Genomic DNA, 26,333 nt, shown 5'->3' with positions numbered 1-26,333 from the left:
CTCGACTTGCATGTATTAGGCACGCCGCCAGCGTTCGTCCTGAGCCAGGATCAAACTCTCCATAAAAGAAGTTCGTTTGACTTGCTCATTACTTATATTGCTTTTTCCATTAATCCGTTAGAATTAACAGGGCAGTTTCGCTCGTTGTTCAGTTTTCAAGGAACAATCTCTTTCCTCTTGCGTATCGCCCGTGTCTCAGCGGCGACTTTTATAATATATCACAGGGGTCCATAGTATTGCAACCCCCTTTTTTTATTTTTTTCACTTATACATTCTTGCGTTAAGCGCATAACGCGATAGCTCTTTTGGAGATGCAATACGGGCATACATACGGAAGATTATCCTATATCTTCTCGCGATCGCTCCTTTAATATCTCCATCCAACCGCGAGTCATTGAGATCAAGCAGCATTTCATCCAGTTCCTTGCGAAGAACATAATCAAGTTCCTTGCATTCCTTGTTATTGAACAGCATTCCCAGCATCACAGTATGCGGCCCCTTTCTTGGTATCACACATTAGACCGTCAATCAACGTTACAAAAAAGGCAATGTCGCACATGCTCTCGACACCGCCTTACTGTTATGCTCAATTATTGGAAAAAATATTACGTCCCCACCATTATTGATTTAATAACCATACGGTAAAGGTACTTTCGATGACGGATGCCAAGAACAACGCCAGAACTAGGATCAACGATACAGGAACGGAGCGCACCAGAAATGTCTTGTATGCATCCCCAACTCCGCCCAGCTTCTCTCTGTTGAATAGCAAGTAGCCCGCGGCCTTCCATGTCAGTACTCCAAACCGTAAGCTGTACGCACATGCGAGAATGATCGCTGGAATTTCAATGATGCCATGCGGCAGCAGTCCCTTGAAGATAACTTCCATTACGCTCATGCCTGTCGGATTGTCTGCAATCATTTGAAGCAAATACCCAATGACCATACCGTTGATGATAAGAAACAAGACGGGCAGAATGCCGAATAACACACCAAAGTACAACACATAGATTGACTTGATCGCATTATTGAGGAAAATGAAAATAATCGCGGATAAAGTCGGATTGCTGGAGGAGTCAATCGTTTTGGCCATTTGTCCCAACGCTTGAATCTGACTTTCCAGAATGGACTTGAAGCCGGGATTCGTCGCTCCTATAACCATCCCCGCAAAGAACAATACAAACGATATGCCGATAAATCGGTTCATGCCTTTTAAGTCACGGATGATCTCATTTAATTGAAACACGGATTACCTCCTTGCCTTTGATGAAATAAATGAATATATCAGCTGTACGAGCATAGATTGTACTAATAAAGGTTGTTCATCACGTCCACTGAATAATCCTTGCCACTAAGCGGCAGCCTCTTAAGAGGCGCCAAGAGAGGAGAGCTTAAGCCCCATGAATATGTTTTATGTGTTGAACGGTCAAAAGCTGAAAAAGTATTTCTTCATTGCGATTGCGCTAGTGTTCTCCATCGGTATCATCTATGCCGAGCGGGATAACATTACCGTATTCGCGCCTCAGCAGCCTGCAGCCATCTACAGTATCCCTACAGATAAGAAGGTATTGGCGCTTACCTTCGATATTAGTTGGGGAGACAAGCGTCTGGAACCTATTCTGGAAGTGTTGAAAGAGAAGGAAGTGAAGTCGGCTACCTTCTTCGTCTCATCCGTATGGAGTCAATCTCACCCAGAGCTTGTGAAAAAAATACAAGATGAGGGCTATGAGATTGGCAGCCATGGTCATAAGCATGATTTCTACAGCAAAATGAGCGATGATGAAATACGCAAGCAAATCCGAACAGCCCATACCATCATCTCCGACATTACAGGGGAACAACCTAATCTGATCAGAATGCCAAATGGCGACTTCGACAAGCGCGTGCTTCGCATTGCCGACGAGCTGCAGTATAAAGTTATTCAATGGGACACCGACTCACTGGATTGGATGAAGATTGGCACGGACAAAATTGTCAATCGCGTCATCACAAGATCCCATCCTGGAGACATCGTACTCCTGCATGCAAGCGACTCCGCACAGCAGACCCACTTGGCGCTTCCCTCTATTATCGATCAGCTTCGTGATAGGGGCTTCGATTTCGTTACCGTCTCCCAGCTTATATCCGGCACGGATAGCGAAGGCAACGCTGTCGAAGATAGAAAGACATCCATTCCCGGCAATGCTTAATGATAGACTCGGTTAGGAATTCGCCGATTTCACTGCCTTCGGTGCAGCGGAGTCGGCTTCATTTTTTTTCAACAGCCGATGCATCATCATATTTTGGTATGCATTGCATGCGAATAACGGAATCAACATAAAGACGATCGCCGCAATGTTCGTCTCCCCTTGCAGCGCCGGCCATGATTCAATAAATGTCACTACGAACAACAGGAACATGGTTGGCACGAAAGCATTGGCGTTGGTCTGCTTTACTTTCAACCAGGAGAAGAGTAGCGATGCGACAAGCAGTAGAAGCGGTAACAACCAGAAAAACCAATAATTCGTTCGCCCCTCATACAACACATATCCCATGCCGAATACAGCGAATACGGTGGTGTATCCCTGCAACGTTGTCCATAAGTATTTTTTGCGAAACACGCTAAGCGCGATGTAGTTGAGCGTCAAGTAAGCGAAGAAGCCCATTTGACTGAAAGCGCCAATCATAAGCCCCGATATCGCCATCATATAGACATTAAAGCCAGTGGCTTTAAAACCAAGAAAGCCGAATTCCTGATCGGTAAGCAACATTGCCGCACCCACGACGATGCATACCAATGCGCCAAGCGCCATGCAGCTCCAAAATAAGAAAAACCATTTGCGTAACGTCACGTTCCATCCTCCCGAAGGGTTTTCCCTTTATTTTACCACGATCACAGCAAAAAGCTAATGCAGGCAATGATAAAACCGTGAACGATGCACATAATAAGGCATACAAGAGAGCTTACTGACGAGTTCATAACGAAAGGGGCAGGCAGCACATGAAGAGGCGATTGGCATTATGCATCATATTAGCCTTTACCGTTCTACTGAGCAGCTGCGGAATGGAATCCTCTGGCGGAAGCGGCCAGCAGGTTACTTATAAGGATATGAAGTCGATGGTTATCGATATTCTAAAGACGGAGGATGCACAGAAGGCGTTACAGGAATCGACAGAGCAACTGTCGGGGTATAGCGCGCAATCCACCTCGATGCTATCCGTACAAGATCAGGAGCACGTTCGAATGGCCGTCAAGGACGTTATCAGCTCACCCGATTACGATAAGGTCATCCAGAAGCTGATGACAGATACCCGCTTCGCAGGGGAATTCGCCAAGTCGGTAAATAAGCAAAACAAGCAGATTCACAAAGAGCTGCTGAAAGACCCTCAATATCAAGCCGAATTAGTAAAGACGATGAAAACGCCGGAGATGGACCGCATGATACTGGACGTCCTAAAAAGCGCGCAGTACCGCAAAGAAGTCATGTCCATGATGCAGGAAGCGATGCAGAACCCGCTATTCCGACTGGAAGTGCTGGATCTGATGAAGGTGGCGGTCAAAGAGGAGCTCCAACCGAAACCGGATGAGAAAGTGAAGAAAGAGAAAAAAGACTCCGAGGAGGGGCAAGGCTCGGAAGAGGAACAAGGCGGTGGAGACGAGGGCCAAGGCGAGTAGCCGAATCCGACAACGTTCAAAACGAAGAAAGCTCGATTCCGGCCAAGTCGGAATCGAGCTTTGTTCATTATTCACACCGTGTCAGCACGCTGTCCGCGAGCTCCAGGTACAATTGTCCCGTCTCTGTATCCGCCTTATAGATAGACGGTGAGAAGTCGGGCTCGGACGGATGGTTGTCTGGCGCCCCCAACGGGATCTGCGCCAGCAGGTCGCAATGCAGCGTCTCCGCCAGTCGTCCGCCACCGCCGCGACCGAAGACGTATTCCTTCTCCCCTGTTGAAGCCGACTGGAAGTATGACATGTTCTCCACCACTCCGATGATTTCATGCTTGGTGGTAATCGCCATAGCGCCTGCTCGTGCTGCGACGAAGGCAGCCGTCGCATGCGGCGTCGTCACGATGATCTCCTTGCTGTGCGGAATAATCTGATGCACATCCAGCGCTACATCACCAGTCCCCGGAGGCAGGTCAAGCAGCATGTAATCCAGTTCTCCCCACTCGATCTCCTGGAAGAAGTTGCGCAGCATCTTGCCCAGCATCGGTCCCCGCCAGACAATCGGGCTGTTGTCTTCAACGAAGAAGCCCATCGACATGACCTTCACGCCGAATCGCTCGATCGGGATGACGCGTTCGTTCACGACTTCGGGGCGCTCCTCGATGCCCATCATGTCGGGCACGCTGAAGCCGTAGATGTCGGCATCGATAATGCCGACCCGCTTGCCCTTGCGGGCCAAGGCGACCGCCAGATTGACGGTCACCGTGGACTTGCCGACGCCGCCCTTGCCGCTGGCGACGGCGATGAACTGCACCCCGCTGCCGGGCTCCAGCAGCGGGGAGATCAGGTCGGCCCCGTGCCCTTGTACGGGGCCGCCACTCCCTGCGGCGCCGGCCGTGCCGGGCGCCGCATTGCCGGCGGGCGCAGCTGCGCCGCCCGCCGCTGGCGCGCCCTCGTCCCGATACCGGCAATGCACGGTATCGGCGCCGAGGGGCGCCAGGGCCTCGCGCAGCGAGGCCTCGAGCGCGGGCTGCGCCGCCGCGCTCGCTCCCAGGACCGTGAGCGATACGCCACGGTCCCGCACCATCACGTCGCGGAAGGAGATGCCTTCCGCGCCATATCCTCCAGCCATCACGGATTCGATGGCTTCAATCGCTTGCTCGCGTGTCATCGTCATTACTAGTCCCACCTTTATGTAGATAGCTCCCTACTCGCTCCCATTATAACATAGCGTAGAAGTGAAGCCAGTCTCTTGCTCTCAGCCTCCATCACCAATACCCTCCTCCCCCGCCTCATTTCCTCTTATGATTCTGAAGCTCCACTTCCTCTTGCTCCTGCCTGCTCAGCTTCTCGCCGGCGCTGAACCGGAGAATGCCCTGATAGATCGCGGCAGCCACCTGGCGTTGATACTTCGCATCAACTAATCGCTCTGCTTCCCCGGGATTGGAGAGGAAGCCCACCTCAACCAGCGCAGTAGGGACATCGGGAATTGCCTTCATCAGATAGACGTCTTTCTTGACAGAAGCGATGCGCGTCGTATTGCCCAGATTCCTGATTTCAGTCTGAATGAATGCGGCAAGCCGCTTATTATCGGGATGTGTCGCTGGATGATAGAACGTCTGAGCACCAGACCACTTCTCCGACGGGATGCTGTTCATGTGAATGCTAATTACCGCTGCGGCATTCTGTTCCTTAATAAGCGAGACGCGCCTCTTCAGATCTTCCGTCTTACGCTTGCTGTAAGCATGCGCGTCGCCGGTCGCCAGATCGTGGTCGCCTTCACGCGTCATGAATACGACGGCACCCGCCTGCTGCAGATAATCCCGTAAGTAGAGCGCAATCGCCAGATTCAAGTCCTTCTCCAACGCCCCTCTCTTGCTCACTGCTCCTCCATCCACTCCCCCATGCCCTGCGTCAATGGCAATCGTCTTGCCTGACAATGGAAGTGTCCAATATGACCATGTGCTGGTGGCAGGAATGCTGCGTCCCAGCAGCAAGGCGGTTAACCCGACAACAATTCCAGCTATAGCTAAGCGCAATACGCCTTTATAGGTCATCCATACGACTACACGGCCACTCATCCCCCGCAAAAAAACCACCTCGCCCCCATGAATTCACTGAGCAGAGTTCTTCCGGAAAGATAAGCCCTGTGCTCAATTTCATGTATATGGGACGAGGTGGCTATTTATGTGTCTTTCATGTCGTGACCGGCTGCTCCTGCTCCGTCATGCCAGCGATCAGAATGGAAGCGACCTCAGGCCGGGAGAACTCCGGCGGTGGACATATGCCGTTGCGCAGCATCTCCCTCACTTTCGTGCCGGATAATGCCACATGCTGCGACTTGTCGTGCGGACATGTCTTCGACGTTGCCATATTGCCGCAAGCTGAGCAGAAGAAGCTGTGCTCAAAATATAGCGGGGTAATGCCAAGCTCCTCGACAGGAATTGTCTTGAGCAGCTCTTGCGCTTCATACGTGCCATAATAATCGCCGACACCGGCATGATCGCGCCCGACAATGAAATGCGTGCAGCCATAATTCTTCCTCACGATGGCATGGAAAATGGCTTCACGCGGACCGGCGTATCGCATCGCGGCCGGGAATACGCCAAGGAAGGTACGGTCTTCCGGATAATAATGCTCCAGCAGAGCAAGATAGCTCCTCATCCGAACATCGGCCGGCACATCGTCAGATTTCGTCTCCCCTACGAGAGGGTTCAAGAACAGTGCGTCAACAATTTCCATGGCCGTCTTCTGAATATATTCATGCGCGCGATGGACCGGATTGCGCGTCTGGAATCCCACGACCGTCTTCCACCCCTTCTCTGCGAATTGCTGCCGTGTCTCCGCAGGATCGAAGTAAAATTCCGTGAATCGGGATGGTCTTGGGCGATTAAGCACGGTAATGGACCCGCCCACATAAGTGGATGGTAGCCCGAACAATTTCTTCACGCCGGGATGCGCAATATCGTCCGTCTTGAACACACGTACAGCTTCTTCCTTCTGATCGGCTTTATATATACTATCAATGGCAATAATGCCGTAAGTAATGCCGTCCTCCCCGATTAGCGCAGCCTGCTCGCCCGTCTTCAACCACGGCAACTCTTCTTCTTGTACAGGCAATGTGATGGGGATACTCCATAATGTGCCGTCGGCAAGCTTCATATCGTGCACAACAGCGTGATAATCCTCTTCATTCATAAATCCGGTCAACGGTGAGAAAGCGCCTACTCCGATCAAATCAAGATCCGATATGGTCCACGCGTTAATCGTAATCGCAGGCAGGAATGTCGCTTTGTTTAACGCCGTCTCCCGCTCCTCTCCTTGCGCAATCCGATTGACCAGAATGCCGCCATGAGGCAATATTTGCGTCATTATCATTCACCCTCCTCTGTTCTTATCGCCTACTTACTTATGCAGACCGCATTCTGTCTTCTCATTGCCTGACCAGCGTCCCGCTCGCGGATCCTCTCCTGGCATGACCTGCCGAGTGCAGTACTCGCAGCCGATGCTGGGGTAATTGCGGTCATGCAGCGGATTGTAGATGACGTTATGCTCACGAATATATGCCCACACCTCTTCATTGCTCCAGCTTGCAATGGGATTGAACTTCACTAATCCGAACTTGGCGTCGTATTCGATCTTCTTGGCATTGGCGCGGGTAGGCGCTTGATCGCGGCGAATGCCAGTAATCCACGCTTCATACTTGGATAATATTGATGTCAATGGCGCAACCTTCCGAATGTTGCAGCACTGATTGGCATCCTTCTTCCATAACTCATCTCCGAACTGTGCAGCCTGCTCCTCCGGCGTAAGCTCAGGCTTCACTTCCACGAAGGGAATGCCGGGATATCTTTGCTTAAGCAAGTCTCTCGTCTCATACGTCTCCTTGAAGTGAAAGTCCGTGTCCAGATAGAATATATCGGTCTTCGGGCTTACTTTTTGTAGTATATCGACCAACACAACATCTTCTGCTCCAAAGCTGCAAGCGAACGTGAGGTTCGGGAAAGTATCCGCTGCGAAACGGACAATCTCCTCGGGCGACGCCGTTTCCAACTCGACCGCTTTTTCATTAATAAGTGCTTCCTTCTCAAACAAGTTCATTATACGCCCTCACTCCTTAAATCCAAGTAATTTGATCTGTATTATCAATTATATATGCTCCTTATTTGAAATTCAATGGCTAATTGACATTCATCTCCATTGTGCATTCTCATATCCGCCGCTAATTGTGCTTTAGCCTATGCATTCCGCTTCGAAGCGGTCACCGCCAAAGTAAACAAAAGTCTACTTATGCTTAGATACCAAAGCCGCCATGTAGAAGAGTGCCGCGGCAAGTCTTATGATCGGCGAATAATAGAAAAGACCAAACACACGTCGAATGATTCGCGTCTGTTTGGTCAATTTTGAAGCAGTTTATCATATGGCAGCCGAGTTTTTAATATGTGCCTCCAGCAACATTGGTCACTTTTGATCCCAACGCACTTCCAGATACACTCCCTGATATGCACCGATTTCTTCCTGTTTTTTTCGCTTCATATAAATATTCGTCCGCCTTATTGAATAGCTCTGTCAGGTTTGATGCGGTTGCTGGATAAGAAGCGATTCCCGCAGATAATGTTATTTTGTCGCCGCTGGGACTTACGGAGTTCTCTACTGTTGTTCGCAATTTTTCAGCCACATGATAGGCTTCCGTTTCATTCATGTCTTTCAAAAGCAATACAAATTCTTCACCGCCGTAGCGACAACATACATCTTCTTTCCTCGTCACCTCTCTCATCTGTTGCGCTAGAAATTTCAACACTTCGTCTCCAATAGCATGGCCATAGGTATCATTTACTCGTTTGAAGTGATCAATATCGAGTAATACAATGGAGAACGCCGTATCATCCTCTACCCACTTGATTGTTTGTTCATCTAATGTTCTTCTATTTGTAAGCTTGGTTAACGGATCGGTTTTGGACTGATGCGTGATCGAGTCTACTTTCTCATGCAGAAATCCAAGACTGTACATCACAGCTTTTTTCAATTGAATCGCTTCATAGTACCATGCTCTTATATCCTTCATGTTCTCGTTCTGATTGTTCTCCGTACTGGATTCCGTCACACGAGCCAAGTTTTGCAGAGGCTGAGCTATTAATTTGGATATAAAAGAGATCAGAACTAACGATATTAATAAATACGGCAACGATTTTAGCATCATTTCGTTCATCATATCCGTTGCCGGCGCTAATGCGGCATCTGCCGAACGCTGTGAGACAACTCCCCATTCCACTGTAGGAATATAGGCATACCCTGCCAGCATGTCCACATCTTTCGTATTGGTGACCCGAGCGGCTCCGCTTTGTTTATTCATCAGTTGCGCTACGACTGGATTTTGTTGTACTTGATCATTGATCCGTTGTTGATCTTGATGATATAGAATACGGCCATCCTCATCTACGACATATACATAGGAGTCATCCTTATAGAAATGCTCGCCTAATATCTCATACAGAATATTATCTTCCTTTAAATATATGCTGCCGCCAACAAGACCAAGGTAGTCGCCGTCAGCAGCGAATACAGGATGAGAAATAAAAATAATCAAACGTCCCGTCATAGACAGATAGGGCTTGGATACGAATGGCTTTCGTTCATTCAAGGCCTGCAATCCGCCTTCGGAATCCAAATATTTGCCCAATAAATCTATCGTTTGCGGTGATGTCGCTAAAACCTCGCCATCAGCAGCCACGATGACAACAGAGTTAAAAGCATTTGTTAAATGCTTCAAGTGATCTGCTTCCAGAAGAAGCATTGACTTGGCATTTTTATCCTCACGTTCCATATAGGGAGAGAAATCATTTGAGCTTTCCTCTAACATTTTCAACATCATCTTAAAAAAAACATCCGTCGTATTCGCAAGCTTTTGCGCATATACTCTGTTCGTTTCCAATGTATTTTCTATAAGTGTCTGCTGACTCATTCGGTAGCCGGATGAGGTACTGCTGAACATCGTTAAGATGACTGAAAGAAGCGCAACGAATAAAATTAGATTTTTTAACGACAGCTTCATAATCGTATGGGGTCTCCTTTAATAGTTCTAACACCTAATATAGCATACATTGAGCTTATGAATACCTTCTCATTTCAAGTGATTGGTAACTACGCCTCCCCAACGGACTTTCACCGCCTAGTCAGTCGCCATGCGTGGCGCACCAAAAAAAGTCCGGATTCGAGATCCGGACTTTCAATTAATAAACATATGTGATTAAACCATCTGGCGGCGGTTGGCCCCATTCGGCGATTAAAATGGTCACGAACTTCTCTCAACAAAAATTAAAGCCCCTGACCAATGAAGGCCAAGGGCTGAAATTCCTTGATATACAAGGGTTCTTAACGTTTCGAGAACTGTGGAGCGCGACGAGCCGCTTTAAGACCGTATTTCTTACGCTCTTTCATACGCGGATCGCGAGTCAGGAAGCCTGCACGCTTCAACGATGGGCGGAACTCAGGGTCTGCTTTCAGCAGTGCACGGGAAATCCCGTGGCGAATTGCGCCCGCTTGACCGGACATGCCACCGCCGTTAGCGATGACAAGCACATCGTACTTGCTCAATGTGTCAGTCAAGTTCAAAGGTTGTTTCACAATCAGCTTCAAAGTTTCCAAGCCGAAATATTCGTTAATGTCACGTTTATTAATGACGATTCGTCCTTCACCCGGCACAAGACGTACGCGTGCAACTGAGTGTTTACGACGACCGGTTCCATAGTATTGCACTTGAGCCATGAAACGTGTCCTCCTCTTTATTACCCGCGAAGCTCGTAGACTTCAGGGTTTTGTGCTTGATGTGGATGTTCTGCACCTGCGTATACTTTCAACTTCAGCTTCATCTTGTTGCCCAGACGATTCTTCGGCAGCATGCCATGAACAGCCAGCTCAATCATACGCTCCGGCTTGTTCTGAATCATCTTCCAAGCTGGGGTTACTTTCAGTCCGCCAGTATGCATGGAGTGACGATAGTAGTTCTTGTCAGCCATCTTGTTGCCAGTCAATACGATCTTCTCGGCGTTGATCACGATAACGAAGTCACCAGTATCAACATGAGGCGTAAATTGAGGCTTATGTTTGCCGCGAATCAGGCTTGCAGCTTCGCTAGCCAGACGTCCGAGCGTTTTGCCGGCGGCATCGATAACGAACCATTTACGCTCAACTTCGTTAGGCTTAGCCATATAGGTGGTACGCATGGATGATCCTCCTTAATTCTCTTACGATATTCAAGTGTTAGCAGTGCTACAGCACTGTTTATTAATAATTGTTGTGTATATCAAGCGCATTTCTTATTCGGGGCTGTGGGATAGCCAATAAGAAAGCACAAGCTATATTCTACTATATAAAACATCGATACGCAAGTCTTTTCCGACTTTTTCTAAAGCTCTTCTTCTCTTCGTTCAAGCGCCCTGTCTCCGTCTTGCGACCGATGTCTCCTCCTGCATAAGCATGTTTTTATTTGCCAGTACCCCTGCTACAATTAAAGAAAAAAACTAATTCGCTATTGGAGTGGAAATTGTGAAACGATCAGTAGGCATTATTCTTGTGCTCATCGGAATCATTGGACTCACTTATGTGATTGGCATGGGTGGCAAATCTCCAGTCGAAGGATTGATCTCTTTCATGACGGACGAGGTTAATCAGGAGTATACACTCGAAATGAACCAGGTGGAGAATCTGAACATCGAGAGTAGAAGCATTAACGTCAACATCAGAAAAGGCAGCGGCACTTCTCAGGCGATTGTCAAGCTGGAAGGCAACGCCACGCCATCTTTAGCCAGGAGCTTGAAGCTGGATACTATGCGATCCGGCACTATGCTGCAGTTGGAAACAAGCCTCGACAACGAATGGAGAATAATACGGATCGTCAACGTCACGATGACGATCGAGCTTCCTGAAAAGCTGTGGAATGCGCTTGATGTGAAAGTAGGCAGCGGCAATATTACAGTGTCTGACGTTGCAACGGGACGCATACAGACCGATGCCGGATCAGGCAATGTCTCTATTACAGCTGCAAATGTAGACGTACTGGAGGCGAAAACTGGCAGCGGCAATATTAAAGCAGATACAATCGTCGGCTCCCACATCACATTGAAAGCCGGCAGCGGCAACATCAAGCTGACTGACACAGAAAGCAAGCATATCGAAGCCATAACAAGCAGTGGGAATATCGCCATTGCCCAGTATCTGGCCAATACGATGAATATTCGTGCAATAAGCGGAGGCGTTGATCTGTCGGACGGATTCGCCGAATTAACGGTCAAGGTTACTTCCGGCAACATTAAGCTGGACGCCGAACAATTGCTTTACGATACGAAGCTGGAAGCCTCCAGCGGTAATATTACGGTGGAATTGGAACAGGACCCTGATTCTCTGGCCGTGGATTACATGGGCGGCTCCGGTGTAGGAAGAATCAATAAGAACGGCTTCACCGCTAGTGATATGACATCCGACAAGGATGCCATCAAAGGAATGTTCGGTGACGGCATGGTGCTTCTTTACGCCCGCACCAGCTCCGGCAATTTCACCCTGAAATAAACCATCCATCGAGCAGCTCTTCGAGAAACGGGAAGAGCTGTTTCACATTTTTCATTCAGACTTTTCATCATACTCCACATCTACCAGCATTAGGGCGTGCGGCATGGCCGTCGGCCCCGCCAGACTGCGGTCTCCTCCATCCAGAATATGCTTGATGTCATCAGGCTGCAGCTTCCCTTGCCCCACGAACATCATCGTTCCGGCGATAACGCGCACCATATTGTACAGAAATCCATTGCCCGTCAGCTCAATATGAAGAACCGATCCTTCCTCTATCAATCGGGCATCGTAAATCGTGCGAATGTGACTGGGCTTGGTGGAATGAGTTGATGTGAATGAAGTATAGTCGTGCGTGCCAATCAAATGAGATAACCCACTTCTCATCGCTCCCACATCCAGTCGCGCGGGATGATGGAAGCGATAACGCTTGCTGAACACATCAGGGAATTTGCCGTTATCGATGGTGTACCGGTAAGTTTTCCGCTTAGCGGACTTGCTGGAATGGAACTCATACGGCACTTCCCATGCCTCCAGAATGATGATATCGCCCGGAAGCCGCGTATTAAGCGCAATCGCCCATCGCTCTACAGGTATGGCGGAAGTCGTGCGGAAGTTGCATACTTGCCCCTTCGCATGCACACCGGCATCCGTACGACCAGATCCGACAAGCGTCACTTCCTCGCCGGTTAGATGCTTAATCGCCTTCTCCAGCTCCCCCTGAACGGTACGCCCTCTCGGCTGTATTTGGTATCCATTGAAGTCCGTTCCGTCATAGCTTACTCTAATGGCAATATTGCGCATACGCTCCACTCCATATCGCGACAAAATATGATTGTAAATAAAAAAAGGTGGCCGCGAAGGTCCACCCTTTCTCAATTCCGAAATCGACCAACGAAGTGAAGGGCTGCCAGCAGCCCTAACGACTAAGTACGGTCAACCAGCTCCAAGTAAACCATAGGCGCAGCATCACCGCGACGTGGTCCCAGCTTCAGAATACGTGTATAACCGCCTGCACGCTCCGAGTAACGGCTTGCCAGTTCGGAGAACAGCTTCTGAATCGCATCTTGACCACCATCGATAGATTCGCGGCGAACGTAAGCGGCCACTTGGCGACGAGCGTGAAGGTCACCTTTCTTCGCCTTTGTGATCAGCTTTTCAGCGATGGAACGAACCTCTTTTGCTTTCGCTTCTGTCGTTTGAATGCGCTCATACAGGAACAGGTCCGTTACCAGATCACGGAACAATGCTTTACGCGCGCTTGCGTCACGACCCAATTTTTGATATGCCATCTTGTTTTCCCCTCCCTTGCTCTGTTGTCTGCACGTGATGGTTGACTACTCATCCATACGCAGGCCTAACCCCAGCTCTTCCAGCTTCTCTTGTACTTCCTCAAGTGATTTCCGGCCCAAGTTGCGAACCTTCATCATGTCCTCTTCGGATTTCGTGATCAGCTCTTGAACGGTATTGATGCCTGCGCGTTTCAAGCAGTTGTATGATCGAACCGAAAGATCCAGCTCCTCGATTGTCATCTCCAGAACTTTCTCTTTCTTGTCTTCTTCCTTCTCAACCATTATTTCCGCATCTTTGGCTTCATCCGTTAGGCCAACGAACAAGTCCAAGTGCTCTGTCAATATTTTCGCGCCGAGGCTGACCGCCTCTTCAGGGCGAATACTGCCGTCCGTCCATACTTCAAGCGTAAGCTTGTCGTAGTTAGTCACTTGGCCGACACGCGTATTCTCTACACTGTAATTAACGCGAGTAATCGGCGTGTAGATAGAATCCACAGGAATGACGCCAATCGGTTGATCATCGCTCTTGTTCCGGTCCGCTTGCACATATCCGCGTCCGCGATTCGCGTAGATACGCATATGCAGACGGGCACCGGAGGCCAAAGTCGCAATGTGAAGATCAGGGCTCAAAATTTCGACATCGCTGTCAGCACGAATATCGCCCGCTGTTACGTTGCCTTCGCCTTCCGCATCAATTTCCAGTACTTTCTCTTCATCGGAGTGAATCTTGAGCGATAACCCCTTCAGGTTCAGAATGATCTCTGTTACGTCCTCAATCACTCCGGGAACCGTCGAGAACTCATGAAGTACTCCATCGATCTGTACCGATGTTACAGCTGCGCCAGGCAGAGACGATAACAAAATCCGACGAAGGGAATTACCCAGTGTCGTGCCGTACCCGCGCTCCAGCGGCTCAACGACGAAACGTCCGTAAGTTCCTTCGTCATTCACATCAACGGTTTCGATTTTCGGCTTTTCGATCTCAATCACTATTAGTACCCTCCTTCAAACGTCGCTCCGTTACACTAGTCGTCAATTATGTCAAATCTCGTAGTATGCCAAACCTTCACAACCATTATTCACAAGTTGCAGATATTTGATACCACAGCCAACGAGGTAACTATACGCGACGACGCTTTGGAGGACGGCATCCGTTATGCGGAACCGGAGTTACGTCCTTGATCATGCTAACTTCAAGGCCAGCGGCTTGAAGCGAACGAATTGCAGCTTCACGGCCTGCGCCAGGGCCCTTGACCATAACTTCAACAGTTCTCATGCCATGCTCCATTGCAGCTTTTGCAGCGGACTCAGCAGCCATCTGCGCAGCGAACGGAGTGCTCTTGCGGGAGCCTTTGAAGCCCAGGTTGCCGGAGCTAGCCCATGAGATGGCGTTGCCGTGCGGGTCTGTGATCGTTACGATCGTATTGTTGAACGTGGAGCGGATATGAGCCACGCCACTGTCAATATTTTTCCGGTCGCGTCGTTTCGTACGAACGACTTTTTTAGCTTTAGCCATTATTTATTGTCCTCCCTTCTTATTTCTTCTTGTTAGCTACAGTCCGACGAGGACCTTTGCGAGTACGCGCGTTTGTTTTCGTACGTTGACCGCGAACAGGAAGTCCGCGACGATGACGAAGACCGCGGTAGCAGCCGATCTCTGTCAGGCGTTTAATGTTCAGTGAAACCTCGCGACGAAGATCGCCTTCCACTTTTACCGTTTTGTCGATGGTCTCGCGCAGACGAGCAAGCTCATCTTCCGTCAAGTCACGAACGCGTGTATCAGGGTTGACGCCTGTCTCAGCGAGTACTTTCTTCGAAGTCGTTCTACCGATACCGAAGATGTATGTCAGAGCGATTTCGACGCGCTTGTCGCGCGGAATGTCTACACCAGCTATACGTGCCATAGGCTAAGTTTCCCTCCTTTTATCCTTGTTTTTGTTTGTGTTTCGGATTTTCACAAATCACCATAACGTTGCCTTTGCGACGAATGACTTTGCATTTCTCGCAGATTGGCTTAACCGAAGGTCTGACCTTCATTGTGATTACCTCCCGAATCTTTCGCAAGCGCTCCGCATATGCGGTCTACTTCCGATAGGTGATGCGCCCTCTTGATAAATCATAAGGCGATAACTGTATAACCACTTTGTCTCCTGTCAAAATGCGGATGAAGTGCATTCTGAGCTTACCGGACACATGTGCGAGAATCTGATGACCGTTCTCCAGCTCCACCTTGAACATGGCATTCGGCAACGGCTCGATAACCGTACCTTCGACTTCAATGACGTCTTCCTTCGCCACCTTCATTCTCCTTTCGCATGGGCAAACTTCTGTATTGCATAACGCAACTTGGCATTGGTTACCCTGCCCGTTTCTTTCAAGCTGTCTCTTGCCTCTGGACTAATGGCAGGCTGCAACTCCAGATGCAGAACGTTCTTTTTCTTCGGCTGATGAAATCTTCGCTTGTTGCCATCTGCTATGAGGACGAATCGTTCGTCGACAATCGCGATGATGATGGCATAGCTGTTTGCATCTTTGCCTCGAAGCACTTTGACAAACTGACCAATCTGGGGACAAGCATCCATCGTTACACCTCTGACTGCTGCGGCAAAATGGTCAATATTTCAAAGCCGTCCTCCGTGACAGCAACCGTATGCTCAAAATGAGCGCATAAGCTGCTATCCTGTGTTACGACTGTCCAATTGTCTTCAAGCGTTCGGACATATCGCTCGCCGATATTGACCATTGGCTCGATAGCAAGCACCATACCGGGCTTGAGCCGCGGTCCCCTGTTCGGTATACCATAGTTCGGTATTTGCGGCTCTTCATGCAGATCCGCGCCGATTCCGTGCCCTACGTATTCCCTCACGACGGAGAAGCCTGCTGCTTCAATTACCTCTTGGATGGCGTGCGAAATTGTATATAACCGAACATCTGGCTTGATAAGCGCAAGACCCGCGTAGAGCGACTCTTCCGTGACATCCAGCAGTCGCTGCGCTTCGTCGGAAATCTTCCCGACCCCGTAGGTCCAGGCGGAATCCCCATGGAAGCCCTCGAACTGCGCGCCGATGTCGATGCTAATAATATCGCCTTCGTTCAACTTGCGAGATCCGGGAAAGCCGTGCACCAGTTCGTCATTGACAGAAGCGCATATGCTGGAAGGAAATCCATTGTAACCTTTGAAGGATGGTATCGCACCTTGGCTGCGGATGAACTTATCAGCAATCGCATCCAGTTCGCCCGTCGTAACGCCCGGCTTAACCGCATTCGCCATGAGGCGATGGGTTTCGGCCACGATGCGTCCGGCTTCCCTCATTAATCGCAGCTCCGATTCGGATTTGCAAATAATCATTACAATGACCCTTTCAGGCAGGATACGATATCTGATGTTACGTCATTAATATCCTTCTCGCCATCGACTTCGCGAAGAAGTCCCTTATCACTGTAATAGTTAAGCAACGGCGCCGTCTTGGACGTATATTCATCCAATCGAGTGCCTACCTTCTCTTCCGTATCGTCTGAGCGTTGATACAGCTCTCCGCCATCCTTGTCGCAGATGCCTTCAACCTTAGGCGGATTGAACAATACATGATAAGTGGTGGCGCAGGATTTGCAGATGCGTCTGCCAGTCAATCTGGCAAGCAGCAATCCGCGATCAACCTTTAAGTTGACAACATGGTCGATGCTCCGGCCAAGCTCCGCCAGCATGACATCAAGCGCTTCAGCTTGTTGCAGCGTACGCGGAAAGCCGTCCAGCAAGAATCCGTTCGTGCAATCGTCCTGCGCCAAGCGCTCTTTCACGATGCCGTTCGTAATCTCGTCCGGTACAAGCAGACCCTGGTCCACATATTCCTTCGCTTTAAGGCCGAGCGGAGTGCCCTGCTTCATCGCGAGACGGAAAGCGTCGCCTGTGGAGATATGCGGAACATTGAACTCCTCTACAATGCGCTCTGCCTGTGTTCCTTTACCTGCGCCCGGAGGGCCCATAAATAAAATGTTCATTAGCGTGTTCCTCGCTTTAAGCACAATAGGTCCGTTCGGGCGACGCTAGCCATTCCTGTCGTTATGGCAGCGGCAGCCCGTCCTCGAACCTATTGTTATTTATTGATAAACCCTTTGTAATGGCGTTTGATCAACTGGCTTTCAATTTGCTTCATCGTATCCAGCGCAACGCCGACTACGATCAGAAGCGAAGTGCCTCCCAATTGCACCGTTTTCGGCAGGCCGGCAAGTGCTCCGAAGAACACAGGCAGGATGGAAATCGCAGCCAGGAAGATGGCACCTGTGAGTGTAATCCTTGACATAACGCGTGTCAAGTAAGAGGATGTTGGCTTGCCTGGACGAATGCCCGGGATGTAGCCGCCATTCTTCTTCATTTGATCCGCCATTTGCACCGGATTAATTTGCACGAAGGTATAGAAGAACGTGAAGCCGATAATGAGCAATACGTACAAGACCATGCCCAGCGGCTTGTCATAGTTCATATTGTCCATAATCCATTGCGCCCAAGCATATTGGGACCAGAAGCTTGCAATCGTAATCGGGAACATGATCAACGATATCGCGAAGATAACCGGGATAACGCCTGCGCCATTCACTTTCATCGGAATGTGAGTGGACTGTCCGCCATACATTTTGCGTCCGACAACACGCTTCGCATATTGAACCGGAATTTTCCGAACCCCTTGCTGGATGAAGATAACGCCGACGATAATGGCGACAATCACCAATACGACGATCAGCATCTTCACGATATTCAGGAATAACTGATCCTGAGTGCCTACGAATTGATCTTGATAGATCGTGCGAATGTGGCCAGGAATACCGGCTACGATTGCAGCGAAGATCAGAATGGAGATACCGTTGCCGATACCTCTCTCCGTAATTTGCTCACCGAGCCACATCAGGAAGGCAGTACCTGCCGTCAGGATGATCGCGATGACCAAGTAATCTACGAAGGATGCGCCAGGAATCATTTCCATTTGATATTGACGGTTGAAGCCAATCGCAGTGGCAAAACCTTGAACCATACCCAGGATAACTGTTCCGTAGCGCGTAATTTGCGCAAGCTTGCGCTTGCCGTTCTCGCCTTCCTTGGCCCATTCCGCGAATTTCGGAATAACGTCCATCGACAGCAGCTGTACGATGATGGAAGCCGTAATATAGGGTGTAATACCGATGGCGAAGATGGAGAACTGGAATAGCGCGCCACCCGAGAAAGTATTCAGCAGGCCGAACAAGTCGGCGCCTTGTTCATTCAAGTTTTCGAACACATCAGTATTAACACCTGGCACCGGTATAAATGCACCGATACGATAAATGAGCAAAATGAAAAGTGTAAACAGAATGCGCGTACGCAGATCTGTTACTTTCCATATGTTGGACACGGTCGTGAACAATTAGATCACCTCGGTTTTACCGCCGGCAGCCTGGATTTTCTCTACCGCAGATTGAGAGAACTTATTCGCTTTTACAGTGAGACCTACCTTCAATTCACCATTACCCAAGATTTTGATTCCTGCCAAAGGATTTTTAACAATTCCTTGCTCAAGAAGAACCTCTGGAGTGATTTCAGTACCTGCTGCAAAGCTGTTCAGATCTTCAATGTTAACAATCGCATATTCCTTGCGGAATGGATTGTTGAAGCCACGCTTCGGAACACGACGATACAGCGGGTTTTGACCACCCTCGAAACCAGGACGTACGCCGCCGCCGGAACGAGCATTTTGACCTTTATGGCCTTTGCCTGCTGTTTTGCCGTTACCTGTACCGATACCGCGGCCTTTGCGTTTAGGCGCGCGAGTGGATCCGGCAACTGGTGCTAGTTCATGCAATTTCATCGCTTTCGCACCTCCTTATATATTTCGTGTTTGACATATACCGATCGCTTTTATACTTCTTCGACTTTGATCAAGTGGCTAACATGGTGAACCATGCCGCGGATAGCCGGTGTATCGTTCAGCACGACCGATTGACGAATTTTGCGAAGGCCGAGCGATTCAACTGTTGCACGTTGCTTCTCGTTGCGGCCAATTAAACTGCGAACGAGGGTGATTTGCAATTTTGCCATCGAGTTTCCCTCCTTAACCTAACAGCTCTTCGACTGTTTTGCCACGCAGCTTCGCAACTTCTTCCGCACGCTTCAAGCGGGAAAGACCTTCTAGCGTAGCATTAACCATATTAAGCGAGTTCGAAGAACCGAGTGATTTCGTTAAAATATCGCCTACGCCAGCCAGTTCGAGAACTGCGCGAACCGGTCCGCCGGCGATAACTCCAGTACCCTCCGATGCAGGCTTCAGAAGAACTTTTCCTGCTCCGAATCTGCCCTCAACCAAGTGAGGAATCGATGTACCTACGAGCGGCACATGGATCAGGTTTTTCTTCGCATCTTCAATGCCTTTGCGAATCGCATCCGGCACTTCGCCGGCTTTGCCGATCCCTGCGCCGACATATCCATTGCCGTCACCGACAACTACAAGCGCGCTAAAGCTGAAGCGGCGACCGCCTTTGACAACCTTAGCAACGCGGTTAATATGAACTACTTTTTCAGTCAGTTCTAACGTATTAGGGTCTACACGCAAGTCGTTTACCTCCTTTTGAATGGATTAGAATTCAAGGCCCGCTTCGCGAGCTGCTGTCGCCAGCGCTTGAATTCTGCCGTGATACAAGTAACCTCCGCGGTCGAATACAACAACGGAAATGCCTTTTTCTTTCGCACGTTTCGCAATCAGTTCGCCAACTTTCGCTGCCGCCTCGACGTTGCCGCCGTTGCCGATTGCTTCCGCCAGCTCTTTATCCTTAGTGGATGCCGCTGTCAATGTTACGCCAGCTACATCATCGATCAGTTGCGCGTACATATGCTTGGAGGAACGGAATACAGACAGACGCGGACGCGCTGCTGTGCCGTTAATTTTTTTACGAACACGAAGGTGTCTTTTCAGACGAGCCTTATTTTTATCGGCTTTCGTAATCATGCAAGGTTCACTCCTTTCCTATTCGCCTTGGAACGCTATAGATCCAGATCAGCCTAAGCTGCCTTATTTCTTCTTACCAGCTTTACCTTCTTTGCGGATGATGCGCTCGCCTTCATACTTAATCCCTTTGCCTTTATATGGCTCAGGCTCACGTACGGAACGGATTTGAGCAGCAGTAGCGCCTACGCGCTCTTTGTCGATACCGCGAACGGTAATTTTCGTGTTGCCGTTAACCTCGAACTCGATGCCGCTCTCAGGAGCAATTTCAACGGGATGCGAGTAACCAACGTTTAGCACGATTTTGTCGCCGGACTTGCTTGCACGGTAACCTACGCCGACCAACTCCAGATTTCTGGAGAAGCCTTCCGTCACACCGCTCACCATGTTGGCAACAAGGCTGCGCGTTGTTCCGTGCAGGGAACGATGCAATTTATTGTCAGAAGGACGCTCGATCAGAACTTCGTTCTCCGCAACATTCACTTTCATGTCCTTGTGAAGCTCACGGGAAAGGGTTCCTTTCGGTCCTTTTACAGTAATAACTGTGTTGTCCAAGCTGATGCTGACACCGCTTGGGACTGCAATTGGTTTACGACCAATACGGGACATTGTTACACCTCCTGTCTCTGTGACTTGTTACTTACCATACGTAGCAGACAACTTCGCCGCCGGATTTCACCTGACGAGCTTCTTTGTCTGTCATGACGCCTTTGGACGTGGAAATGATCGCAATTCCAAGTCCTCCGAGCACGCGTGGAACTTCATTCGATTTTGTATATACGCGCAGACCAGGCTTGGAGATACGCTTCAGGCCTGTAATAACGCGCTCTTGGTTAGGGCCGTATTTCAAGAAGATACGGATAATCCCTTGTTTGTTGTCTTCGATATATTCAGCATCGCGGATGAAACCCTCGCGCTTCAATATTTCAGCGATTTGCTTCTTGATTGTCGAAGCGGGCATTTCCACGGTTTCGTGACGAACGATATTCGCGTTACGAATACGCGTCAACATATCTGCAATCGGATCAGACATAACCATTAGTGTGAACCTCCTTCCCGAACTAGGCTGATTACCAGCTTGCTTTTTTAACGCCAGGAATCTGGCCCTTGTATGCTAACTCACGGAAACAAATCCGGCAAATTTTGAACTTTTGCAGAACAGAATGCGGACGGCCGCAACGCTCACAACGCGTATAAGCGCGAACTTTAAATTTCGGTGTGCGTTGTTGCTTCACTTTCATCGAAGTTTTTGCCACTGGGTATTACACCTCCTAGAAGTGGATTACTTCGCGAACGGCATACCCAGTTGGGTCAGCAGCTCACGAGATTCTTCGTCCGTTTTTGCCGTCGTGACGATGACGATGTCCATACCGCGCACTTTATCAACTTTATCATACTCGATCTCTGGGAAGATCAATTGCTCTTTCAATCCCATTGTGTAGTTGCCACGACCGTCGAATGCTTTCGTTGATACGCCGCGGAAGTCACGAACGCGCGGGAGGGAAATGTTGAACAGCTTGTCAAGGAAGTGGTACATGCGCTCGCCGCGCAGTGTAACCTTAACCCCGATTGGCATGTTCTCACGAAGCTTGAAGCCCGCTATAGATTTTTTAGCACGAGTGACAACCGGCTTTTGACCGGAGATAATTTGCAGTTCTTCTACTGCTGTGTCAAGAATTTTGGAGTTGGAGACTGCTTCGCCAACACCCATATTGATGACGACCTTCTCCACTTTCGGCACTTGCATTACCGATGAATAGCTGAACTTCTGCATCAATGCAGGAGTAATTTCATTCAGGTAGCGACTTTTCATTCTCGCTGTCATAGATCATGGACCTCCTTTCCTACCGTAACAATTAGTCAATCACTGCGCCGGAACGCTTTGCGATCCGAACTTTTTTGCCGTTCTCTTCTTTGTAGCCGATACGAGTGACTCCGCCACTCTTCGGATCTACGTGCATGACGTTGGACACGTGAATCGGCGCTTCCTTCTCGATGATGCCGCCTTGTGGGTTGGCTTGCGACGGACGAGTATGTCTCTTCACCATATTTACGCCTTCTACAAGGACACGGTTTTCACGTGGATACGCGGCGATGATGCGGCCTTTTTTGCCTTTATCCTTACCGGTAATGACGATAACCGTATCGTCTTTTTTCACATGCAGCTTATTGTTATGGGATTCCAATACTTTTTTCAGCCTTGGCATTTGTTACACCTCCTGCTCGCTTAAGCTATCAGGTCTATATCAACACTGTCATTAGATTACTTCCGGTGCAAGCGATACGATCTTCATGAAGTCCTTGTCGCGAAGCTCACGAGCAACAGGTCCGAAGATACGCGTGCCGCGCGGGCTCTTGTCTTCCTTCACGACTACCGCCGCGTTCTCGTCGAATGTAATGTAAGATCCGTCCTTACGACGTACAGAACGCTTCGTACGAACGATTACAGCCTTCACGATGTCGCCTTTTTTGACAACGCCGCCTGGTGTTGCTTGTTTGACGGAGCAAACGATCAGATCACCGATATAAGCTGCGCGACGTCCTGTTCCGCCTAGAACCCGGATACACATCAATTCCTTAGCACCGGAATTGTCAGCCACTCTTAACCGTGTAAATGGTTGAATCATTTCAACGTCCTCCTTTCGGGGAAATGCTTAGACTTGCGAACGTTCATTAGAGAATGACAGCTTCTTGGACAACTTCAACCAGTCTGAAGCGCTTGTCTTTGGAAAGCGGACGTGTCTCCATGATTTTCACGATGTCACCAATTTTAGCTTGGTTGTTCTCATCATGCGCTTTGTACTTCTTCGTGTACTTAATGCGCTTATGGTACAAGTCGTGCTTCTTGTAAGTTTCAACAGCCACGACGATTGTTTTATCCATCTTGTCGCTTACCACTTTGCCGATTTCAACTTTGCGGGCATTGCGATCGCTCATGTTTTTCCTCCTTCCTTCATCCGTGAATGTACTTTTGAGCAAGGCATTGATTAGCTGCTGATTCCTAGTTCTCTTTCACGCAGAACGGTTTTAGCACGAGCTATTTCCTTACGCACATCACGAATCCGCGTCGGGTTGTCCAGTTGGCCAGTTGCCAGCTGGAAACGAAGGTTGAAAAGCTCTTCTTTAAAACCAGAGATTTTGTGTTCAATCTCAGCAGAGGTTAGGTTGCGAAATTCACTAGCCTTCATTTGCTTCACCACCCACTTCTTCGCGTTTCACGAACTTCGTTTTCACGGGCAGTTTGTGAGCTGCGAGACGCATCGCTTCACGAGCGACTTCTTCCGGCACGCCGGCCAGTTCGAACATCACTTTGCCTGGCTTCACGACTGCTACCCACTTCTCTACATTACCTTTACCGCTACCCATACGAACCTCAAGAGGCTTCTGAGTAATTGGCTTGTCAGGGAAAATTTTAATCCATACTTTACCGCCACGCTTGATGTAACGTGTCATTGCGATACGAGCCGCTTCGATTTGACGGTTCGTAATCCATGATGGCTCAACAGCTTGAAGGCCGTATTCGCCGAAAGCTACTGTTGTGCCGCCTTTTGCGCGACCTCTCATGGAACCACGTTGCTGCTTGCGGTGTTTTACACGTTTAGGTACCAACATGATTAGTTGCCTCCTTCCTGGGGAGCTTTCTTCTTAGTTGGAAGGACTTCACCGCGATAGATCCATACTTTTACGCCGATACGACCGTAAGTCGTATGAGCTTCAGCTGTACCGTAATCGATGTCGGCACGAAGCGTATGAAGCGGAACAGTTCCTTCGCTATATCCTTCTGAACGAGCGATCTCAGCGCCGCCGAGACGACCGCCAACTTGTGTTTTAATTCCTTTAGCGCCTGCACGCATCGTGCGTTGGATCGCTTGCTTGAGTGCGCGACGGAATGATACGCGGCGCTCCAACTGCTGAGCGATGCTCTCTGCTACGAGGATAGCGTCCAGATCAGCTTGCTTGATTTCAGAGATGTTGATGTGCACTTTTTTGCCGTTCGTAATTTTGCCAAGCTCCGTGCGGAGATTTTCCACCTCGGAACCGCCTCTACCGATAACCATGCCCGGTTTGGCTGTTTGGATCGTTACGTTCACGCGGTTAGCTGCACGTTCAATCTCGATATGAGAAACAGCTGCGTCTTTCAGCTTGTTTTTCAGGTATTCACGAATTTTCACGTCTTCCAATAGAAGATCGCCGAAGTCTTTTCCTGCGTACCATTTGGATTCCCAGTCACGGATAATCCCGACACGTAGTCCGACTGGATTTACCTTTTGACCCACTCGTTATCCCTCCTTATTTTTCAGATACCACCAAAGTGATGTGGCTGGTTCTTTTATTAATCCGGCTTGCACGTCCCATTGCGCGAGGACGGAAACGTTTCATCGTCGGCCCTTGGTTAGCGTAAACCTGGGATACGACCAGATTGTTGACATCAAGCTGGTAGTTGTGCTCAGCGTTAGCAATTGCAGAGTTCAGCAGCTTCTCCAGAATCGGGGATGCAGCTTTAGGCGTGTGACGCAGAATTGCGATCGCTTCGCCGACTTGCTTGCCACGAATCAAATCCGCTACGAGAGCAGCTTTACGAGGAGCAATGCGAACAAATTTTACGTGTGCTCTAGCTTCTGCCATGTGGGAACCTCCTCTCGGTTATCCTTAAATGATCAAGGGCAAATTAACGTCTGCCCGTTTTCTTGTCATCAGCCGCGTGGCCTTTGTACGTACGAGTTGGCGCGAATTCGCCAAGCTTGTGTCCTACCATGTCTTCCGTTACATATACCGGCACATGCTTGCGACCGTCATATACGGCAAACGTGTGTCCGATGAATTGAGGAAAAATCGTTGAACGACGGGACCAAGTTTTGATCACGACCTTCTTGTTCGTTTCGTTCAGGTCTTCCACTTTTTTCAACAGATAGCCGTCGATGAACGGCCCTTTCTTCAAACTGCGACCCATATGTGTTCCTCCCTTCTCACAATAGCTTGCGTGATGACTCCATCACGCGGACCCGATAGAGACGTTATTACTTCGTGCGAGGACGAATAATATACTGGCTCGATGCTTTCTTCTTCTTGCGAGTCTTGTAGCCAAGAGTCGGCTTGCCCCATGGGGACAATGGAGACTTGCGTCCGATTGGAGCGCGGCCTTCACCACCACCGTGCGGGTGATCGTTCGGGTTCATGACAACGCCGCGAACTTCAGGGCGTTTGCCCAGCCAACGTGAACGGCCGGCTTTACCGACTTTCACAAGTTCATGGTCTCCGTTGCCTACGGAACCGATTGTCGCGCGGCAAGTGCTCAGAATGCGGCGAACTTCGCCGGAGCTCAGACGAATGGATACATAATCGCTTTCTTTACCCAGCAATTGCGCTTCTGTACCAGCTGCGCGGACCAACTGTCCACCTTTGCCAGGCTTCAGCTCGATGTTGTGGATAACTGTACCGACAGGGATATTCGCAAGCGGCAATGCGTTGCCGATCTTGATATCCGATTCCGGTCCAGAGACAACTTGATCGCCTACTTTCAAGCCTTTCGGCGCGATGATGTAAGCTTTCGCTCCATCTGCGTAGTGGATCAACGCAATGTTGGAAGTACGATTCGGATCGTATTCGATCGTCGCCACTTTACCTACAACGCCATCTTTGATGCGTTTGAAATCAATGATGCGGTATTTGCGCTTATGTCCGCCGCCATGGTGACGAACCGTAATTTTACCTTGATTGTTGCGGCCGGCCTTTTTGTGAAGCGGCGCAAGCAACGATTTCTCCGGTGTGCTTGTCGTGATCTCTTCGAAAGTGGACACGCTCATGTTACGACGCGCTGGAGATGTCGGTTTGTACTTTTTGATTGGCACTAGAATTCCCTCC

The 26,333-nt window shown here is 49.4% G+C and carries 41 protein-coding genes and 1 rRNA gene; 3 read left to right on the top strand and 39 right to left on the bottom strand.

Going from position 1 to position 26,333, the window contains the following annotated elements:
• The 3 genes from ACFQ2I_RS21840 to ACFQ2I_RS21830 all read right to left on the bottom strand — a co-directional run.
• Positions 1 to 66 (bottom strand): 16S ribosomal RNA (locus tag ACFQ2I_RS21840); the annotation flags it as partial.
• A 195-nt stretch (positions 67 to 261) separates the two neighbouring features.
• Positions 262 to 483 (bottom strand): hypothetical protein, encoded by a 222-nt coding sequence (locus ACFQ2I_RS21835; protein ID WP_377568062.1) that lies wholly within the window; start codon positions 481 to 483, stop codon positions 262 to 264.
• Between the two features lie 136 nt (positions 484 to 619).
• On the bottom strand, positions 620 to 1,246 hold the full coding sequence (locus ACFQ2I_RS21830) for a stage II sporulation protein M (RefSeq protein ID WP_377568058.1): 627 nt from the start codon (positions 1,244 to 1,246) through the stop codon (positions 620 to 622).
• Between the two features lie 154 nt (positions 1,247 to 1,400).
• On the opposite strand from ACFQ2I_RS21830, the gene pdaB reads away from it, so the two are divergent.
• Positions 1,401 to 2,189 carry a polysaccharide deacetylase family sporulation protein PdaB gene (gene pdaB, locus ACFQ2I_RS21825; protein WP_377568056.1) on the top strand — a complete coding sequence of 263 codons (789 nt, stop codon included), beginning with the start codon at positions 1,401 to 1,403 and terminating at the stop codon, positions 2,187 to 2,189.
• A gap of 12 nt (positions 2,190 to 2,201) precedes the next feature.
• Here pdaB and ACFQ2I_RS21820 read toward each other — a convergent pair whose 3' ends face one another.
• The gene (locus tag ACFQ2I_RS21820; RefSeq protein ID WP_377568054.1) at positions 2,202 to 2,831 is read right to left on the bottom strand and encodes a KinB-signaling pathway activation protein; all 630 of its coding nucleotides are present in this window, start codon (positions 2,829 to 2,831) and stop codon (positions 2,202 to 2,204) included.
• 149 nt (positions 2,832 to 2,980) lie between these two features.
• Between ACFQ2I_RS21820 and gerD the strand changes: the two genes are divergently transcribed.
• Positions 2,981 to 3,655: a spore germination lipoprotein GerD gene (gene gerD, locus ACFQ2I_RS21815; RefSeq protein ID WP_377568052.1), complete on the top strand. Its 675-nt coding sequence runs from the start codon at positions 2,981 to 2,983 to the stop codon at positions 3,653 to 3,655.
• A 67-nt stretch (positions 3,656 to 3,722) separates the two neighbouring features.
• On the opposite strand, the gene ACFQ2I_RS21810 is transcribed toward gerD, so the two are convergent.
• The 7 genes from ACFQ2I_RS21810 to rplM form a co-directional block, all read right to left on the bottom strand.
• Positions 3,723 to 4,826, bottom strand: coding sequence for an Mrp/NBP35 family ATP-binding protein (locus ACFQ2I_RS21810; protein ID WP_377568050.1), 1,104 nt, complete (start codon positions 4,824 to 4,826; stop codon positions 3,723 to 3,725).
• Positions 4,827 to 4,941: 115 nt separating this feature from the next.
• Positions 4,942 to 5,730: an N-acetylmuramoyl-L-alanine amidase CwlD gene (gene cwlD / locus ACFQ2I_RS21805; protein ID WP_377568048.1), complete on the bottom strand. Its 789-nt coding sequence runs from the start codon at positions 5,728 to 5,730 to the stop codon at positions 4,942 to 4,944.
• 115 nt (positions 5,731 to 5,845) lie between these two features.
• Positions 5,846 to 7,021 carry a sulfate adenylyltransferase gene (gene sat / locus ACFQ2I_RS21800; RefSeq protein WP_377568046.1) on the bottom strand — a complete coding sequence of 392 codons (1,176 nt, stop codon included), beginning with the start codon at positions 7,019 to 7,021 and terminating at the stop codon, positions 5,846 to 5,848.
• A gap of 33 nt (positions 7,022 to 7,054) precedes the next feature.
• The gene (locus ACFQ2I_RS21795; protein ID WP_377568044.1) at positions 7,055 to 7,750 is read right to left on the bottom strand and encodes a phosphoadenylyl-sulfate reductase; all 696 of its coding nucleotides are present in this window, start codon (positions 7,748 to 7,750) and stop codon (positions 7,055 to 7,057) included.
• Between the two features lie 334 nt (positions 7,751 to 8,084).
• Positions 8,085 to 9,701 carry a sensor domain-containing diguanylate cyclase gene (locus tag ACFQ2I_RS21790; RefSeq protein WP_377568042.1) on the bottom strand — a complete coding sequence of 539 codons (1,617 nt, stop codon included), beginning with the start codon at positions 9,699 to 9,701 and terminating at the stop codon, positions 8,085 to 8,087.
• A 320-nt stretch (positions 9,702 to 10,021) separates the two neighbouring features.
• Positions 10,022 to 10,414: a 30S ribosomal protein S9 gene (gene rpsI, locus ACFQ2I_RS21785; protein ID WP_377568040.1), complete on the bottom strand. Its 393-nt coding sequence runs from the start codon at positions 10,412 to 10,414 to the stop codon at positions 10,022 to 10,024.
• Between the two features lie 20 nt (positions 10,415 to 10,434).
• Positions 10,435 to 10,872, bottom strand: coding sequence for a 50S ribosomal protein L13 (gene rplM, locus ACFQ2I_RS21780; protein WP_377568038.1), 438 nt, complete (start codon positions 10,870 to 10,872; stop codon positions 10,435 to 10,437).
• 322 nt (positions 10,873 to 11,194) lie between these two features.
• On the opposite strand from rplM, the gene ACFQ2I_RS21775 reads away from it, so the two are divergent.
• Positions 11,195 to 12,214, top strand: coding sequence for a DUF4097 family beta strand repeat-containing protein (locus ACFQ2I_RS21775; RefSeq protein ID WP_377568036.1), 1,020 nt, complete (start codon positions 11,195 to 11,197; stop codon positions 12,212 to 12,214).
• Between the two features lie 51 nt (positions 12,215 to 12,265).
• Here ACFQ2I_RS21775 and truA read toward each other — a convergent pair whose 3' ends face one another.
• From truA to rplB, 28 genes are all read right to left on the bottom strand, one after another.
• Positions 12,266 to 13,015, bottom strand: coding sequence for a tRNA pseudouridine(38-40) synthase TruA (gene truA / locus ACFQ2I_RS21770; protein ID WP_377568034.1), 750 nt, complete (start codon positions 13,013 to 13,015; stop codon positions 12,266 to 12,268).
• Positions 13,016 to 13,137: 122 nt separating this feature from the next.
• Positions 13,138 to 13,503: a 50S ribosomal protein L17 gene (gene rplQ, locus ACFQ2I_RS21765; protein ID WP_262679589.1), complete on the bottom strand. Its 366-nt coding sequence runs from the start codon at positions 13,501 to 13,503 to the stop codon at positions 13,138 to 13,140.
• A 45-nt stretch (positions 13,504 to 13,548) separates the two neighbouring features.
• Positions 13,549 to 14,493 (bottom strand): DNA-directed RNA polymerase subunit alpha, encoded by a 945-nt coding sequence (locus tag ACFQ2I_RS21760; protein ID WP_262679588.1) that lies wholly within the window; start codon positions 14,491 to 14,493, stop codon positions 13,549 to 13,551.
• Between the two features lie 130 nt (positions 14,494 to 14,623).
• On the bottom strand, positions 14,624 to 15,019 hold the full coding sequence (gene rpsK, locus ACFQ2I_RS21755) for a 30S ribosomal protein S11 (RefSeq protein ID WP_377568031.1): 396 nt from the start codon (positions 15,017 to 15,019) through the stop codon (positions 14,624 to 14,626).
• Positions 15,020 to 15,038: 19 nt separating this feature from the next.
• Positions 15,039 to 15,407 carry a 30S ribosomal protein S13 gene (gene rpsM / locus ACFQ2I_RS21750; protein WP_377568029.1) on the bottom strand — a complete coding sequence of 123 codons (369 nt, stop codon included), beginning with the start codon at positions 15,405 to 15,407 and terminating at the stop codon, positions 15,039 to 15,041.
• A gap of 19 nt (positions 15,408 to 15,426) precedes the next feature.
• Positions 15,427 to 15,540, bottom strand: coding sequence for a 50S ribosomal protein L36 (gene rpmJ, locus ACFQ2I_RS21745; RefSeq protein ID WP_003333770.1), 114 nt, complete (start codon positions 15,538 to 15,540; stop codon positions 15,427 to 15,429).
• 45 nt (positions 15,541 to 15,585) lie between these two features.
• A complete protein-coding gene (infA, locus tag ACFQ2I_RS21740; protein WP_015847200.1) occupies positions 15,586 to 15,801 on the bottom strand; it encodes a translation initiation factor IF-1 in 216 nt (71 codons plus the stop codon).
• Between the two features lie 2 nt (positions 15,802 to 15,803).
• Entirely contained in the window at positions 15,804 to 16,085 is a 282-nt protein-coding gene (locus ACFQ2I_RS21735) for a hypothetical protein (RefSeq protein WP_377568026.1), read from the bottom strand.
• A gap of 2 nt (positions 16,086 to 16,087) precedes the next feature.
• The gene (gene map / locus ACFQ2I_RS21730; RefSeq protein WP_377568024.1) at positions 16,088 to 16,852 is read right to left on the bottom strand and encodes a type I methionyl aminopeptidase; all 765 of its coding nucleotides are present in this window, start codon (positions 16,850 to 16,852) and stop codon (positions 16,088 to 16,090) included.
• Positions 16,852 to 17,502 (bottom strand): adenylate kinase, encoded by a 651-nt coding sequence (locus tag ACFQ2I_RS21725; RefSeq protein WP_377568023.1) that lies wholly within the window; start codon positions 17,500 to 17,502, stop codon positions 16,852 to 16,854. The genes map and ACFQ2I_RS21725 overlap by 1 nt, the downstream gene beginning before the upstream one ends.
• Before the next feature lie 95 nt (positions 17,503 to 17,597).
• Positions 17,598 to 18,899 (bottom strand): preprotein translocase subunit SecY, encoded by a 1,302-nt coding sequence (gene secY / locus ACFQ2I_RS21720; RefSeq protein WP_377568021.1) that lies wholly within the window; start codon positions 18,897 to 18,899, stop codon positions 17,598 to 17,600.
• The gene (rplO, locus tag ACFQ2I_RS21715; RefSeq protein WP_262679566.1) at positions 18,900 to 19,340 is read right to left on the bottom strand and encodes a 50S ribosomal protein L15; all 441 of its coding nucleotides are present in this window, start codon (positions 19,338 to 19,340) and stop codon (positions 18,900 to 18,902) included.
• Positions 19,341 to 19,390: 50 nt separating this feature from the next.
• Positions 19,391 to 19,570, bottom strand: a complete 180-nt coding sequence (gene rpmD, locus ACFQ2I_RS21710; RefSeq protein WP_377568018.1) for a 50S ribosomal protein L30 — start codon at positions 19,568 to 19,570, stop codon at positions 19,391 to 19,393.
• Positions 19,571 to 19,583: 13 nt separating this feature from the next.
• Positions 19,584 to 20,081, bottom strand: coding sequence for a 30S ribosomal protein S5 (rpsE, locus tag ACFQ2I_RS21705; RefSeq protein WP_377568016.1), 498 nt, complete (start codon positions 20,079 to 20,081; stop codon positions 19,584 to 19,586).
• Positions 20,082 to 20,105: 24 nt separating this feature from the next.
• Positions 20,106 to 20,474 (bottom strand): 50S ribosomal protein L18, encoded by a 369-nt coding sequence (gene rplR, locus ACFQ2I_RS21700; RefSeq protein WP_377568014.1) that lies wholly within the window; start codon positions 20,472 to 20,474, stop codon positions 20,106 to 20,108.
• A 63-nt stretch (positions 20,475 to 20,537) separates the two neighbouring features.
• Complete coding sequence (rplF, locus tag ACFQ2I_RS21695; RefSeq protein ID WP_377568012.1) at positions 20,538 to 21,080, bottom strand: 50S ribosomal protein L6; 543 nt, start codon at positions 21,078 to 21,080, stop codon at positions 20,538 to 20,540.
• Between the two features lie 31 nt (positions 21,081 to 21,111).
• A complete protein-coding gene (gene rpsH, locus ACFQ2I_RS21690) occupies positions 21,112 to 21,510 on the bottom strand; it encodes a 30S ribosomal protein S8 (protein ID WP_262679560.1) in 399 nt (132 codons plus the stop codon).
• Positions 21,511 to 21,541: 31 nt separating this feature from the next.
• A complete protein-coding gene (locus ACFQ2I_RS21685; protein WP_013312154.1) occupies positions 21,542 to 21,727 on the bottom strand; it encodes a type Z 30S ribosomal protein S14 in 186 nt (61 codons plus the stop codon).
• Positions 21,728 to 21,753: 26 nt separating this feature from the next.
• On the bottom strand, positions 21,754 to 22,296 hold the full coding sequence (gene rplE, locus ACFQ2I_RS21680) for a 50S ribosomal protein L5 (RefSeq protein ID WP_377568010.1): 543 nt from the start codon (positions 22,294 to 22,296) through the stop codon (positions 21,754 to 21,756).
• A gap of 31 nt (positions 22,297 to 22,327) precedes the next feature.
• Positions 22,328 to 22,678: a 50S ribosomal protein L24 gene (rplX, locus tag ACFQ2I_RS21675; protein WP_377568008.1), complete on the bottom strand. Its 351-nt coding sequence runs from the start codon at positions 22,676 to 22,678 to the stop codon at positions 22,328 to 22,330.
• Positions 22,679 to 22,729: 51 nt separating this feature from the next.
• A complete protein-coding gene (rplN, locus tag ACFQ2I_RS21670; RefSeq protein WP_377568006.1) occupies positions 22,730 to 23,098 on the bottom strand; it encodes a 50S ribosomal protein L14 in 369 nt (122 codons plus the stop codon).
• 46 nt (positions 23,099 to 23,144) lie between these two features.
• A complete protein-coding gene (gene rpsQ / locus ACFQ2I_RS21665) occupies positions 23,145 to 23,408 on the bottom strand; it encodes a 30S ribosomal protein S17 (protein WP_377568004.1) in 264 nt (87 codons plus the stop codon).
• Positions 23,409 to 23,458: 50 nt separating this feature from the next.
• Positions 23,459 to 23,659 carry a 50S ribosomal protein L29 gene (gene rpmC / locus ACFQ2I_RS21660; RefSeq protein ID WP_377568002.1) on the bottom strand — a complete coding sequence of 67 codons (201 nt, stop codon included), beginning with the start codon at positions 23,657 to 23,659 and terminating at the stop codon, positions 23,459 to 23,461.
• Positions 23,649 to 24,083 carry a 50S ribosomal protein L16 gene (gene rplP, locus ACFQ2I_RS21655; protein WP_377567999.1) on the bottom strand — a complete coding sequence of 145 codons (435 nt, stop codon included), beginning with the start codon at positions 24,081 to 24,083 and terminating at the stop codon, positions 23,649 to 23,651. The genes rpmC and rplP overlap by 11 nt, the downstream gene beginning before the upstream one ends.
• A gap of 2 nt (positions 24,084 to 24,085) precedes the next feature.
• The gene (gene rpsC / locus ACFQ2I_RS21650) at positions 24,086 to 24,748 is read right to left on the bottom strand and encodes a 30S ribosomal protein S3 (RefSeq protein WP_377567997.1); all 663 of its coding nucleotides are present in this window, start codon (positions 24,746 to 24,748) and stop codon (positions 24,086 to 24,088) included.
• 13 nt (positions 24,749 to 24,761) lie between these two features.
• Positions 24,762 to 25,097, bottom strand: a complete 336-nt coding sequence (gene rplV, locus ACFQ2I_RS21645) for a 50S ribosomal protein L22 (protein ID WP_377567995.1) — start codon at positions 25,095 to 25,097, stop codon at positions 24,762 to 24,764.
• Positions 25,098 to 25,140: 43 nt separating this feature from the next.
• Positions 25,141 to 25,422 carry a 30S ribosomal protein S19 gene (rpsS, locus tag ACFQ2I_RS21640; protein WP_262679548.1) on the bottom strand — a complete coding sequence of 94 codons (282 nt, stop codon included), beginning with the start codon at positions 25,420 to 25,422 and terminating at the stop codon, positions 25,141 to 25,143.
• A 67-nt stretch (positions 25,423 to 25,489) separates the two neighbouring features.
• Positions 25,490 to 26,320 (bottom strand): 50S ribosomal protein L2, encoded by an 831-nt coding sequence (gene rplB / locus ACFQ2I_RS21635; protein WP_377567993.1) that lies wholly within the window; start codon positions 26,318 to 26,320, stop codon positions 25,490 to 25,492.
• Positions 26,321 to 26,333 lie beyond the last annotated feature (13 nt).

It is taken from the genome of Paenibacillus chungangensis (assembly GCF_042675905.1).
GTDB classification, from domain to species: domain Bacteria; phylum Bacillota; class Bacilli; order Paenibacillales; family Paenibacillaceae; genus Pristimantibacillus; species Pristimantibacillus chungangensis.
The sequence above is the reverse complement of the archived record's forward strand: the minus strand, read 5'-3'. Positions and strand labels throughout refer to the sequence as shown.